The 14,300-nt window shown below is 34.9% G+C and carries 11 protein-coding genes and 2 pseudogenes; 8 read left to right on the forward strand and 5 right to left on the reverse strand.

Annotated elements, in window-relative coordinates:
• The first annotated feature begins 133 nt into the window (after positions 1-133).
• The 4 genes from astE to IE155_RS00545 all read left to right on the forward strand — a co-directional run bounded on the left by astE (position 134) and on the right by IE155_RS00545 (position 5,228).
• Positions 134-1,210 carry a succinylglutamate desuccinylase gene (gene astE / locus IE155_RS00530; RefSeq protein WP_189376142.1) on the forward strand — a complete coding sequence of 359 codons (1,077 nt, stop codon included), beginning with the start codon at positions 134-136 and terminating at the stop codon, positions 1,208-1,210.
• A gap of 277 nt (positions 1,211-1,487) precedes the next feature.
• Positions 1,488-2,672, forward strand: a complete 1,185-nt coding sequence (locus tag IE155_RS00535) for a thiamine pyrophosphate-dependent dehydrogenase E1 component subunit alpha (RefSeq protein ID WP_189376143.1) — start codon at positions 1,488-1,490, stop codon at positions 2,670-2,672.
• Entirely contained in the window at positions 2,672-3,649 is a 978-nt protein-coding gene (locus IE155_RS00540) for an alpha-ketoacid dehydrogenase subunit beta (protein ID WP_189376144.1), read from the forward strand. Before IE155_RS00535 ends, IE155_RS00540 begins: the two co-directional genes overlap by 1 nt.
• Before the next feature lie 10 nt (positions 3,650-3,659).
• Positions 3,660-5,228, forward strand: coding sequence for a dihydrolipoyllysine-residue acetyltransferase (locus IE155_RS00545; RefSeq protein ID WP_189376145.1), 1,569 nt, complete (start codon positions 3,660-3,662; stop codon positions 5,226-5,228).
• A gap of 390 nt (positions 5,229-5,618) precedes the next feature.
• On the opposite strand, the pseudogene IE155_RS00550 reads toward IE155_RS00545, so the two are convergent.
• Positions 5,619-6,606 (reverse strand): annotated as a pseudogene (locus IE155_RS00550) (cytochrome-c peroxidase).
• 186 nt (positions 6,607-6,792) lie between these two features.
• Here IE155_RS00550 and IE155_RS00555 point away from each other — a divergent pair.
• From IE155_RS00555 to IE155_RS00570, 4 genes are all read left to right on the forward strand, one after another.
• Complete coding sequence (locus IE155_RS00555) at positions 6,793-8,619, forward strand: protein kinase domain-containing protein (RefSeq protein WP_189376146.1); 1,827 nt, start codon at positions 6,793-6,795, stop codon at positions 8,617-8,619.
• A 48-nt stretch (positions 8,620-8,667) separates the two neighbouring features.
• Positions 8,668-9,042 (forward strand): VOC family protein, encoded by a 375-nt coding sequence (locus tag IE155_RS00560; protein ID WP_189376147.1) that lies wholly within the window; start codon positions 8,668-8,670, stop codon positions 9,040-9,042.
• 190 nt (positions 9,043-9,232) lie between these two features.
• The gene (locus tag IE155_RS00565) at positions 9,233-9,997 is read left to right on the forward strand and encodes a PEP-CTERM sorting domain-containing protein (protein ID WP_189376434.1); all 765 of its coding nucleotides are present in this window, start codon (positions 9,233-9,235) and stop codon (positions 9,995-9,997) included.
• Positions 9,998-10,137: 140 nt separating this feature from the next.
• Positions 10,138-10,920, forward strand: a complete 783-nt coding sequence (locus tag IE155_RS00570; RefSeq protein ID WP_189376148.1) for a PhzF family phenazine biosynthesis protein — start codon at positions 10,138-10,140, stop codon at positions 10,918-10,920.
• 38 nt (positions 10,921-10,958) lie between these two features.
• Here the strand turns inward: IE155_RS00570 and IE155_RS00575 are convergent, their stop codons facing one another.
• From IE155_RS00575 to IE155_RS00590, 4 genes and pseudogenes are all read right to left on the reverse strand, one after another.
• On the reverse strand, positions 10,959-12,011 hold the full coding sequence (locus tag IE155_RS00575; protein WP_189376149.1) for a patatin-like phospholipase family protein: 1,053 nt from the start codon (positions 12,009-12,011) through the stop codon (positions 10,959-10,961).
• A 20-nt stretch (positions 12,012-12,031) separates the two neighbouring features.
• A complete protein-coding gene (locus IE155_RS00580; RefSeq protein ID WP_189376150.1) occupies positions 12,032-13,402 on the reverse strand; it encodes a reverse transcriptase domain-containing protein in 1,371 nt (456 codons plus the stop codon).
• A complete protein-coding gene (locus IE155_RS00585) occupies positions 13,399-13,944 on the reverse strand; it encodes an SLATT domain-containing protein (protein ID WP_189376151.1) in 546 nt (181 codons plus the stop codon). Before IE155_RS00585 ends, IE155_RS00580 begins: the two co-directional genes overlap by 4 nt.
• A gap of 235 nt (positions 13,945-14,179) precedes the next feature.
• Positions 14,180-14,296: pseudogene (locus IE155_RS00590) on the reverse strand (patatin-like phospholipase family protein); the annotation flags it as partial.
• Positions 14,297-14,300: the final 4 nt, after the last annotated feature.

Here is a 14,300-nt window from a genome sequence, read left to right on the forward strand (position 1 = left end):
ATATGTTAAAATATTTTGTCGGTATAAACACCGACCTACAATATTTATTTCCCCCGAAAGAGTAATTTTATCCCCTAAAAGGCCTTAAATTTAATACAATATAACTATCATCAATGATTATCATGAAAGTTATATGGAATTATTACCTGAGCAATTACAAAAAGAATTAATCCTTAATGGCGACTTTTTAGCGCTAACTCGTCAATTTCCTGAAAAATTTGGTACCAGTTTTAGTTTTCAAATTACTAATAACCAACAAAAAATTAATGTTAAAGTCCTAGAAACTGGTTTGATTTGCTTTGAGCCTGTAGAACAAATTACATGCCGAGACATTGTGCTTTCTAGTGGTGTTCACGGCAATGAAACTGCACCCATTGAAATTTGTGCCGACTTAATAAAACAACTTCTTTTAGGAAAACTGTACTTAGCTGAGCGTGTATTATTTATTTTTGGTAACCCTGTGTCGATGAATATTGCTAAACGTTTTGTTGAAGAAAATATGAATCGATTATTTTCTGGAGGTCACTCCCAAGATCAAGGGCAAGGTGCAGGTTTAATCAATAAAGAACGTATCAGAGCTAAACTGTTAGAAGATACAGTGCGTAGTTTTTATCTTGAGGGAAGTAAATTAAGTACTGCTAGAACACGCTGCCATTATGACTTACACACCGCTATACGTGGCTCTAAGAATGACAAGTTCGCAGTGTATCCATTTCGCCATGGTAAGCCTTGGAAAAAAGAACAACTATCTTTCATGCAGGCTTGCGGTGTAGATACCATTTTACTCTCTCATTCGCCTACTACAACATTTAGCTATTTTTCTTCGAATGAATTCGATGCCGATGCTTTCACCGTTGAACTGGGTAAAGTCATGCCGTTTGGTGAAAATGATATGACTAAATTTACTCAAGTTAAAGCTACATTAACAGCATTGATATCGGGTGAACACTTGCAGTTAAAACCTTTTGATGAAGCTGATTTCCATATTTATGAAATTCATCAAATTATTAATAGAACGCAGGAAAATTTTCAATTGAATTTTGCTGATGATGTTGAGAACTTTACTGATTTTCCTAAGGGAAGTGTTATAGCTATGGACGGTGAAAAGGAAGTAATTACTCAAGTTGAAGGTGAAGCGATAATTTTCCCCAATGCTAATGTAGCTATAGGACAAAGAGCATTACTTACCGTTATCCCCGCTAAAATTTAATCAACTTAATATCTGCCTTCTTCATCTGTAAACTTTTATGCTCATTATCATAAAAGTTTACATCAACTGTGCTTGGAGAAAACTTGTTTTTCAGTTTACGTAAAGGTAAAGTGCTGGCATTCAAATTATTCAACATCATATAAGAAACCACTTTAATCATTACCTTAGTATTTTAGTTAAATGCGATAGTTTATATATAGCTCATTTAAGCAACTATACTGAAAGTGTATTAAAAACAGTTTCACCTTGCATGCAAGGATTACAACAAGAGAAGGCTATGAACACTGAAATTTATAAAGAAAGTCAGGTGGTGCATACCCCAACTTTCATTGATGGTCATTCAGTAGAAATCCCCATCCTCAAAATATTAAAAGAAGACGGTACCGTATATTCGGGTGCTGAATTACCGGAAATTGATCAAGTAAAAGCAACGAAAGTTTATAAAGCATTAGCATTTCATCGTGTGCTTGATGAACGTATGGTTGCTGCTCAGCGTCAAGGTCGTGTAAGTTTTTACATGGCGGCTCTTGGTGAAGAAGCGGCAAGTGTTGGTGGTGCAGCAGGCCTTGAAGATCAAGATATGATCATGGCGCAATATCGTGAGCAGGGGGCTTTAATTTATCGTGGCTTTTCTCTTGAAAACTTAATGAATCAAATGTTTTCAAATGAAAAGGACTTAGGTAAAGGACGTCAAATGCCAATTCACTATGGATCAAGTGAATTAAATTACATGACAATATCATCACCATTAGGTACACAAATACCACAAGCAGCAGGATATGCTTATGGGCAAAAGTTACAAGGTAAAGATGCCGTAACTATTTGTTATTTTGGTGAGGGAGCAGCGTCTGAAGGTGATTTTCACGCGGGCTTAAATATGGCGGCTGTTCATCGCGCACCTGTTATCTTTTTCTGTCGAAATAATGGTTATGCTATTTCAACGCCTTCTGATGAACAATATGTGGGTAATGGTATTGCCTCACGTGGCGTTGGTTATGGTATTAAAACAATACGTATAGACGGTAATGATATTTTAGCTGTACTTAAAGCCACGCAAACTGCGCGTAGCTATGCACTTGCCGAACAAAAACCTGTCATTATTGAAGCTATGTCTTATCGCTTAGGTGCCCATTCTACCTCTGATGATCCATCTGGTTATCGGACAAAAGAAGAAGAAGAAAAATGGCATATGCATGATCCTATTCTTCGAATGAAAAACTGGATGTTGGCACAAAAGTGGTGGGATGAAACGCAAGAAACTGAACTATATGAGAAATTGCGAGAGCAAGTGCTTGCTGCGGTTAAAGTAGCAGAAAAAATTGACAAGCCACCTGTAGAAGATTTGGTTACTGATGTTTACGACCAAGTGCCAGCGCATTTGCAAAAACAATTAGATGAATTAAAAGTACATATTAAAAAATACCCTGAAGCATACCCTTTTACAGCAGGGAGAATTAAATAATGGCACAAATGAATTTATTACAAGCAATAAATAATGCACTCGATATTGTAATGGCTGAAAATGATAGTGCATTATGCTTTGGTGAAGATGTTGGACATTTTGGTGGTGTATTTCGTGCAACTAGTGGTTTACAAGAGAAGTATGGTAAAGCACGCTGTTTTAATACTCCATTAGTTGAGCAAGGGATTATTGGTTTTGCTAACGGTTTAGCTGCCCAAGGATCTACTCCTATTGCAGAAATACAGTTTGCCGATTATATATTTCCAGCATTTGACCAAATAGTGAATGAATCTGCTAAATTTAGATATCGTAGCGGTAATGAATTTAATGTGGGTAAATTAACTATTCGTACCCCTTACGGTGGTGGAATTGCTGGCGGTTTATATCATAGCCAATCACCAGAAGCTTACTTTGCGCATACCCCAGGCTTAAAAATAGTGGTTCCACGTAATCCTTACCAAGCAAAAGGTTTATTATTAGCATCGATTCGTGACGATAATCCAGTAGTGTTTTTTGAACCTAAGCGTTTGTATAGAGCATCGGTAGGTGAAGTGCCAGTAGAAGATTATCAATTACCTTTAGGTAAAGCCGATATTATGCAAACAGGCACTGATATCACTTTACTTGCTTGGGGCGCTCAACTTGAAATCGTTGAAAAAGCAGCAGATAAAGCATCTGCAGATGGTATTTCATGTGAAATTATTGATTTACGTACTATTTTACCTTGGGATGTAGACACGGTTGCCAATTCAGTACGTAAAACAGGACGTTTATTAGTGAGTCAAGAAGCGCCATTAACCGCTGGTTTCGCCAGTGAAATAGCCGCTACTATTCAACAGGAATGTTTTTTACATTTAGAGTCGCCAATAGAACGCGTATGTGGTTTTGATACCCCATACCCACTTTCGTTAGAAAAAGAATATGTGGCTGATCATTTAAAAATATATGAAGCGATAAAACGCAGTATAAATTACTAGGAATTTAAACATGAGCATTGATTTTATATTACCAGATATTGGTGAAGGTATCGTTGAATGTGAACTGGTTGAATGGCTGGTTAATGAAGGTGATATTATTGCTGAAGATCAACCGGTGGCTGATGTAATGACTGATAAAGCATTAGTACAAATTCCTGCAATGCATTCAGGAGTGGTTGATAAACTTTATTATGCTAAAGGTGATATTGCTAAAGTACATCAACCTTTATTTGCTATGACACCTGCAGATAGTTCATCTAATAATGCTAACGTAGAAGTTGCTAAAGAAGTATCTAAAAACGTTAATGGAAATACTAGTTCTGAAACTATTATTGAAGATTTTATTTTGCCTGATATCGGTGAAGGTATTGTTGAATGTGAAGTCGTTGAATGGTTAGTCGCAGAAGGTGACATTATTGAAGAAGACCAACCTGTTGCTGATGTAATGACTGATAAGGCATTAGTACAAATTCCAGCGATGTATTCAGGCAAAGTGGTTAAGTTACATTATGCCAAAGGTGAAATAGCAAAGGTGCATGCACCTTTGTTTGCACTTGAACGTGTCGGTGTTTCAGGTAGTGGCGTTCAAGATAAAAAAGCGGTAAGTGAAACACAGAACCATTCAGCTTCTACTCAATCTATAGCCAAAGCACCTGTATGTTCACAAGGCTCTGTAAATAAAGCCGTTAATCCCCAAACTAACGCTAAAGCCCTTGCTAGTCCCGCAGTAAGACGAGTTGCACGTGAAATGAATGTGAATATTCATCAAGTACCGGGTAGTGGCAAGAAAGGTCGCGTATACAAAGATGATGTAGTGGCATTCTCCAATGGTAATACTCAAGTGTCTGTTGAAACTAATAAAACGGCAATTGGTGGCAAACGAATTGAAGCTATTCGCGGCGTTAAAGCAGCTATGGCAAAAGCCATGGTTAATTCAGTATCAACTATTCCTCACTTTACTTATTGTGAAGAAATAGACATGACTAAATTAATTAAATTGCGTCTTGAGCTTAAAGAAATTTATGCTAAACAAGATATTAAATTAACCATGATGCCATTCTTCATGAAAGCTATGTCATTAGCGTTAAAAGAGTTCCCGATTGTTAATTCACAAGTCAATGACGATTGTACTGAATTGACTTATTTTGATGATCATAATATTGGCATGGCAGTAGATTCAAAAGTAGGTTTATTGGTGCCTAACATCAAACAGGTACAAATAAAATCAATTTTAGATTTAGCGAAAGATATTACGCAATTAACCAATGATGCACGATCTGGTCGTGTAGCAAGCGCTGATTTAAAAGGTGGCACTATTTCAATATCGAATATTGGCGCAATTGGCGGCACGGTTGCAACACCGATTATCAACAAACCAGAAGCGGCTATTGTGGCATTGGGTAAATTGCAAACCCTACCGCGCTTTAACGATAAAGGAGAGGTAGAAGCTCGTTCTATCATGCAAGTGAGTTGGTCTGGTGATCATAGAATTATTGATGGCGGCACAATTGCTCGCTTTAGTAACTTATGGAAATCGTTCTTAGAAGAGCCGACTAATATGCTTGTACATATGTCATAATTATCAGTTTATATTTTAATCGTGATTTAAGACCTGCTACGGCAGGTTTTTTATGTTCAACTTATTGCACATTTTATATCTGGAAATAAAAAATGCCTTAGTAAAATTACTAAGGCAAAAATCCAGGTTCAGGATAATGTAGGAGGGAGATCCTAATGTCATCTAGAGATCACTCATTTGCACTAAGTGCTAATTAAGTAAGGCTATGGTAATCCTACTTTATTACAGTAATATGACGCAAAATTAGATATTTAATAAATGCTAAAATATTTAATCTGATTAGCAAAATAGCATAGAATAGCTTGGAAGAGAGCAAGTGGGTTTACCCTCATACCCAATAAAAATTTATAGCATTAAGTTTTATTGGGTACTTGGTTAATTAACTGATATTTAATGCATAATTGGTTTTGGTGTTTTATCCGTTGAAGGAGGCAATTGAGGTAAAAGTACCTTTGGATGTTCACCGGTCAATGAGACTAAAAATGCTGTAATTTTATTTGCTTCATCATCTGTGAGCGTTTGTCCTGTTTGAAGATCCGCCATAATCTTTACAGCTTCTTTAAGACTCCATACTGCACCATCATGAAAATAAGGGTATGTAAGTGATATATTCCGCAATGTAGGTACTTTAAAGACGAATTTATCGCTATCTTTTCCTGTTATTGCTGAACGACCTACGTCAGAATTCTTAGTGTAGTAAGGTTTTATTAACCCCATTTTTTGATAGGTACTACCACCAACTAAAGCGCCACTATGACAAGCTATACAACCTTTTTCCTTGAAAAGTGCATAGCCTTCCTTTTCAGTTTTGTTTATAGCTTCATCATCACCTTTTAGCCATAAATCAAAAGGTGAGTTAGGTGTACGTAATGTTTTTTCAAATTCAGCAATTGCCATTGCAACTTTATCAATAGTGATACTGCTATCATTAAAAACTTTTTTAAATTCTTCCTGGTATTGTGGAATACTGTTAAGTGTTTCTACTGCTAATGTGTGTAAAAGCCATTTCTTTAGGGTTATCTATAGGGCCAGAGGCTTGTGCTTTTAAGTCATGAGCACGGCCGTTCCAAAACTGAGCAATGTTTAGTTCGGCATTAAGCACTGTAGGAGAGTTGATTGGACCTATTGTCCATTCGTGCCCAATAGAGCTAGGTAAGTTATCTACACCGCCTTTTGCTAAGTTGTGGCAAGAATTACAAGAAATAATATTAGATCTAGATAAACGGGGTTCAAACCAAAGCTTTTTACCTAACTCAACCATACTTAAATTTAAGTTTGTTGCGGGTTCTATTACCTTTATGGGTTCATTGGTTAAACGATTCGCGTAACTATTAGTAACTAACAATAGTGATAAAATAAGGGCAAAATGGTATTTCATATTAAATTCCTATATTTAAAAAATAGAGTCACAATTCAACATCTTTCTATAACTATATGTTTACAATTAATAAGGGTAAACGCATTCTCTAATATAAAAAACGAAAAAATCAGGATTAAATTAAGCACTTTATTTCTAACGTATTTAAAGTAATATAATTTACTTAAACTAATACTTGGTAATTTTGTGAATCAAAAAATACTCAAACACTTTTATATTGCCGATGAGCAATCGATTTATCTTTTAAGTCATAAGGATGCCACAAAATTAAAAAAATGGGTTGATCTGTGTCAACAACAGTTGTCTTTATTGGGATATAAAAATATAGAGATGGTAGGCAAAGGTGCTTATGGTTTTGTATTTTCCGGTGATGATGAACAAAATAATGCTTATGTATTTAAATTTTCTAGAATTAACTTACCACCTCATGTACAAGACCGTTTAGCTGAAGAAGCGGAAATTCAGGCAGAGCTCAACCATTCTCGTATTCCTAAAGTATATGAGTATTATAAAATTAAGCGCCAAAATATTTTACATATGCAGCGAGCTCCAGGTATTGATTTAGAGAAACTTTCCCGCCTTAAAGGACCTTTAGCACCAGAATTGGTAATGAATATAACTATTCAAATAGCTGAAATTTTACGATATTTACGTGATCCAAAAAATCATAGTAAAGGTAAACCTTATGTGCATGGTGATATAAAACCGTCAAACTTAGTTTATGACGAGCAACAACAAAAAGTATACTTGGTTGATTGGGGATCTGCGGTAGTCGCTCAATTAGACATACACGGACAAACAACAGCTAATAATATTATGGATTTAATGAGTAGTGATCTTCAAAATACCAACGCACGACTGGGTGATGTTTACTTTATTGGCCCAGAACAAATTGATGGTCAAATGTCATCACCTCGCTTTGATGAACAAGGACTAGCAGCAACGATATATGCGTTAGCATCAGGCCAATCATGTCGGTATGGATCAAAGGTGATCACCCCATTATCTTTAGGGTTACCTAAAGTGTTGGCTCAAATTCTTCATGGCATGCTAAGTGATGATAAAAAAACACGGGATAAAGCCGGAGATTATCTTTTTAAAAACTTGTCATTACTTAAACAAACTGTATTAGCTGTTAATCCGACAGCTCCAACAATTAAAGCATTAGTACCCATATGGGTAAAAGCCACATTGGGAGAAATTGATACGGTTGTTTATGGTTCTAGAAAGTCATTCTTACGTGAACTTGATGGCAGTGATGAATTAAGTGAAATTGATGATGTTCAACTTGAAAAATATTATAAAAATTACTTGATGGGAATGGGGGATACTGAAAAAGCCTTTATCGCTGCAGTAAGTCGACTTGGGCAGTTTCCTGTAGTCGGTGGTTTAGCTATTCGTTGGGAAAAAAACGGTGTTTATATCGACTCAAATTTAACCTTATTTGATAATAATCTTAAAGTTTCATTTCAAAGTGCGGTGAATAATATGGTTAATTTAGCGCAAGGAATATTTCGAGTAGGGGTGTTTAAAAGTTGTTTGTTTAATGCCCGTAATACTTTACATATTGAGCGTGATAAAGAAGAAGATCCTTTTATTGCTTCGCCGGAGCACAAATTTAATTTTGATATTAGTGATGTTGCTGAAGTTGATGATATTACTCGGCTACATTCGTATTTTGAAGATGGTAAAGATCCCGATGAATATCTATATTTACCAGATGAAATTATGGCTGAATTAGCTAAGCTTAATCAAATTCATCATACAGGGTGTATTATTTTTGAAGTATTACCCACTCATCTTAAAATTCACAGTTATTTAATGCTATTAAATCATGATAAAGAAGCCGAATTTAGTGAGTGTTTGGCAGCAATTCTCAAGTTGTTACCCACAATAGAAGGCGTTGGTATTTCAGGCTTTATGAAGTTACCTTATAAAGATACCCGTTTTTTTGAACATATTAACCAATTACCTGAACGTTATTATCCTAAGAACCCTAAATTAAAAACTTAACGTTAAAAAATTAAGCGTTATCAAAATAAAATTACAAAGGACAATCATATGACATCTTCAATAGGCGATATGGCATGGATAGATTTATCCGTTAAAAATGCCACAGAAGTTAAAGACTTTTATCAACAAGTGATTGGCTGGAAAAGTGAGCCAATATCAATGGGTGAATATGACGACTTTGCCATGTCTTCTCCAGAAAGTGGTGATACCATTTCGGGTATTTGTCATGCACAAGGCGTAAATAATGACTTACCACCGGCATGGTTACCTTATTTTCTTGTTGAAAGTATCGATAAATCTGTAGCGCAAGTTCTAGCCAATGGCGGCGAATTACTCACTAAGATTAAAACAATGGGTGATGATCGTTATGCAGTGATAAAAGATCCTGCGGGTGCCGCTTGTGCCATTTATCAAAAAGCCTAGTCGCTATACTCTTAAAAACGTAACTCCCGTTTATACTGTCGTATTCTTTTACACTATAAACTTTTATTAAAAACGAAATAAATTCAAGTGTTTGAAAATAAACGAATTGTTGTGTTTTGGCTTGTTTTTTGCTTTTCGAGAGTTAAATGTATTCTCGATAAATGATTTCATCGAAGTTAAGGGTTTAAAAATGAATTACAAATTACCAAAATTAGCTATAGGCTTACTTTTTTCTGTTCAATGTTTAACTAATGTAGCAAACGCGGGCCTTATTGATCTTAACACTTGGTCACAAAAAGGAGCATCGAACAATGGCAACTGGGTGGTTGCAGCTGACGGCACTTCTGTTTTACAAACAACTAATGGCAACCCTACTTTTTTTGTAAGTGATGAATCATTTATAAATAATGAATTTACAGGTACATTTGGTGTAGAAACAGCAAGTGATGATGATTATATTGGCTTTGTTTTTGGCTTTAATGGTCTAGATGATTTTTATCTTTTTGACTGGAAGCAGACTAATCAAAACTTGGGTTCTTTCTCAGGATTTGAAGGTTTTACGTTATCTAAAATATCTGCTGGCGCAGATGTTTCTAGTTTAAACCCATTGTGGGGGCATAGTGGCACGGGTATAGACGTTTTAGATACTAAATATGATACCAATCTTGGTTGGGAAGATAATGTCGAATATGAATTCACTTTAGGGTATACCAATAGCTCGATTAATATTTCTATTAATGGTGGTAATTTTAACAATGAAAATATCTTCAATATCACTGGGTTATCAAACTCTGCTGGTAGCTTTGGTTTTTATAATGCGTCTCAGCAAAGTGTTCGATATACAGGGTTTGAAGAAGATGTTTTACCTGATCCTCAAAGTGTTCCAGAACCATCAACACTTGCTATTTTAGCATTAGGAATGTTAGGTTTATCATTACGTAGAGCTAAAAAATAACTCAAAAAATTTAGCAAGCTTTTATTAAAAACACCAATGTAATATTGGTGTTTTTTTGTTTTTTTGATGAAGTAATTGTTAAATTGGCAGGTATTTATTATGTATAATGTGATAAATGCTTTCGACAATCCTTTATTAATATGAAATTATCGATTTATCAAGTTGATGCTTTTGCAAAGGCTGTTTTTCAAGGTAATCCAGCAGCCGTTATTCCATTAAAACAATGGCTTGCGGATGATGTGTTACAACAAATAGCACAAGAAAATAACTTATCAGAAACGGCTTTTTTTATTCAGTATGATCAAAGTGTGGAATTACGATGGTTTACCCCAGCTGAAGAAGTTGATTTATGTGGCCATGCGACGTTAGCAACGGCACATGTATTGTTTGAGCATTTAGCTTTTCCTCATCAAAAAATTAGCTTTATAACTAAAAGTGGCGAATTAATTGTTGAAAAGTCAGAGTCTGGATTATCCATGAACTTTCCAGCAACCATGCCTCAAATATGCAAGCCTCCACAAGCTTTAGTTGATGGTTTAAACGGAACAAAAACGTTTAAAGAATTAGCTGATTTTGACTATTTTATTGTATTAGATTCAGAGCAAGCGATTAAAGATTTACAGCCAAATTTTACCTCATGGAATAAGCTCGATCGTCGTGGCGTTATTGTCACAGCTAAAGGTGAAAATACCGATTTTGTCTCGCGTTGCTTTTATCCAATACTAAATGTCGAAGAAGACCCTGTAACAGGCTCGGCGCATTGCTTGCTAGCGCCTTATTGGGCTAAAGAGTTGCAAAAAACAACGTTAATAGGTAAACAATTATCAACGCGAAGTGGTGAAGTGCATTGTCAACTGTTAGGCAATAGAGTTGTACTGACAGGACAATGTGTTGATTATTTAAAAGGGGAAATTACACTTTAAGGTTGCAGAATATCTGAAAGAGATCCTTTTAACCCTAATTAAAAAGCTTTCATTTTTCTAGCTAATAGTTCTGGACTGTGAATGAGCTGATCGAATTCATCAGCTAGTTGCTCTGTTGCCAATAGAACTTCACGCCAATAGTTAATGCGTGTTGTCGCGTCCATTTGGGTGAAGTCTTTTCTATCGGGAATTTTTTGATAGGGTAGTTGGTTAATAAATTTGTCAGATGGAACTATCATTACCGTATTTTCATAGTTAGCTTTGTTAACTTCTCTTGACGAATTTTTATCAAACCAACCAGCCTTTGGTTTGGCATTAAAGTGTGGATATAAAATTAGTCCGTTATTGGGGGTAAGGTTAACATCAAAATGATAATCAATAATTCCGCCATCACGATACATGCCTTTATTACAGCCCTTAATATCTTTTATACCTTCCATTACTAGCGGAATGGAGCCAGACGCTAATAAGGCATCTGCTAAGTTCTCTTGGTTTAATGGTTGATATACATTATTAAAATTATATTGATCATCAATACTTAATTGGCTCGTTGGGTGGTGGAAAATAACCCGTTGATATTGATGACGTAATAAACCTCGATTAACTTTATTTAATAGCATGCTTGTAAGCAACCCTACAAGCTGAAGTGGTTTTGTTTCATAACTTGTTAGCCCATGGCAACGCGCCACAATGAAATGTGCTTTAAAAAGAGGGTTGTTAATAATCTGACTAATACCATCCTTACCATATACCGCACTGAGTAATTCTCGCGCTTTAGTGGTTATCTCTTTGGCATTAGCATTTTTTGAATAAACCGTTTCACTGTAATATGTAGCAAGTCGAGTTATCGCTGCTACAGGATCTTGTTGGCTAAGCGCAGCAAAGCGAAATGCACCTGCAGAGGAACCCACTAAATTTAGATCTGTTGTGCGATCTTTAAAAAATTCACCAAATAAATATTTATCTAAACCAAATAGTGTAAACCACTTAGGCCCACCACTAGCGCCTAACATGGAAGTGAATAGTTCTTGCTTAAAACCTTGTTCTTGGATGGTTTTTAAGGCATTGGAGCCTGCGTATATTTCTAGCATAATTATTTTTCTTTAGGGTTTTAAGACAAATTCTGGATATCTTCTTCTAACTCCTCGATTACTTTGCGTATTCGATAATTAAACAGCCTTTCAACCTCAGAGTCTTTTTTCCCGTCAAGCTTACCAGTACCAAGATAAATTTCTAAAACCTTTCGTTTCTGGTTTGTATCAAAAGAATCAAAATTAATAATATATTTATGTGATTCTTTATCGGACTTCTTAGATTCGTGAAAAGATTTTATTAATGTTTTAGGCTTAACCTTTCCCTCTAGTTTGAACCTCTTAACCATATTTTTTATCGATGAATCAATTTTAAATAATATTTGTTTATCGTCAATTTGTGAAAAATAGAATATCCAACCACGTTTTTTGTTCTCATAGATACAGCCAGTTATTTTAAGGTTTAGTCTCCACCTTAAAATCTCTAACGCTCTTTCTCTATTAGTGTCAGTCTTAGCTGAATTGTATTTATATTTGAAATTAGTAAATATATTAGCAATTGAAGCCTCAAACCTTTGTCTATTAGAAGTTCTTAATGACGCCGCTCTATTTTTAAAGTAGTACCCTAGATAATCAAATGGTTCTGTTAATACACCAGTATATGATTTAGAGTTTTCCTCATCGAGAGGATGGATGTTCAAAGATAGAGCTTCAATGTCTTCGACTAATTCTTTTGAAATATCATCAGTATCATCATCAGAGCAAAAAATTAAAATGTCATCCACGTAGCGAGTATAAAATATGTTTGTTCGATTAGAGTACTTCTGATCTATTGCAGATAAATATATTTCACCAAGAACATTAGAATTTGCAAGCCCTTGCGGTATACCAACCAAGTTGACTTTACGTTCACCGTTAACAGCTTTTGATACGGTTGAATTTCTAATCGACTTTAAAATTAGTTGGATGATTTCAGGTTTTCTAATTCTTTTTCTTAAGGTTTTTTCTAATGCAGAGTGATCAATACTAGGATAAAAATTTGTGATATCTAGTTTTATAAATGTATCAAATTCAGGCTTTATAATATTCGATTTTATATACTCTATTTTTACCTGCGGGATATTAACTTCTAGTTCCTCAGAAAAAACGTGAAATAACAAGTCACAAACTCCCCTTAATGTAACCCTATCTCTATATGTAGGTATCGATATTGCTCTTGGAAGACTATTTGCACCCTTAGATATTAGTTTTTGCTTATAGGGCGTAAAAGCATAACTGCCATTGTTGACCTTTCTATTTATTATTAAGAGTTCATTATCTATATTGTTCTCGAAAGTTGTTCTAGTTGTTTTATCAAGACCAACAGCTAAGCTATTTTGAACATTGTTTTCATAAGTTTTTTTAAGTGATGAAACTTTGAAAAGTTTATTAAATTTAAGGTATGCGCTCATTTGTTAAATATCAGTAAAGCAAATGGGGCTGTGTAGATAGAAATTATGAGTAACTTTCTTATAAAAGTATAAAAAATCACCTCGATAAAATCAGGAATAGTTGGTTTTCTAGAAGATAGAGATTTATAGTTTGTCACCCTAAAAAATTTATCGTCAATTGTTTTATGATTTTCAGAGTCCGATAACAGCTTTATATATTCACTATTAATTTGTGATTCATCAGCATTAGGTAGTTCAGATTTTTCATACAATTCGTGCAAGCTCAGGTAATTTTTCTTTAATTTTTCAGCTCGCCCTTTGAAATCGATATTTGATATAAAAAGTGATAAAACTAATATGCAAACAGAGATGATTGTTAATGTGATATCAGAATTTTTTCCAACGGGATTTGATTCTTTCAACATATAAATTGAAAGTGCAACATTAACTAATGAATATAGGATAAGTGTGAACTGTGCGTGTTGATTGTTCATTAGCAATCTTTCAGAAGCCTGAATTCTAGCCTTTCGAGTGAACCATATTTTATCTGATAATTTTGACATATTTAATCCATTAAAAAAGGAGGAGGTAAGTAATTAGATACTTTAACACCCAGTAAATGGGTCTACGTTTTCACGCAAATATAAACTTTCACTTATATTATTTATTAGATTCACCCTCAAAGAGGATCCACAATGACCTCCTCCAATTACTTATATTATCTTAATGATTTTAAAGAAGATAGGGAGAATTTTACAATTCAAAAAATTCTTTTAAACAATGTCGGTGTTTAGCTTACAAAGGAAACCACTTCGGGCCACCACTAGCGCCTAACATTGAGGTGAATAGTTCTTGTTTAAAACCTTGTTCTTTAATTGTTTTTAAAGCGTTTTCACCGGCATATATATCAAGCATGGTT

The organism is Thalassotalea profundi (assembly GCF_014653195.1).
In the GTDB taxonomy this organism is placed as follows: domain Bacteria; phylum Pseudomonadota; class Gammaproteobacteria; order Enterobacterales; family Alteromonadaceae; genus Thalassotalea_B; species Thalassotalea_B profundi.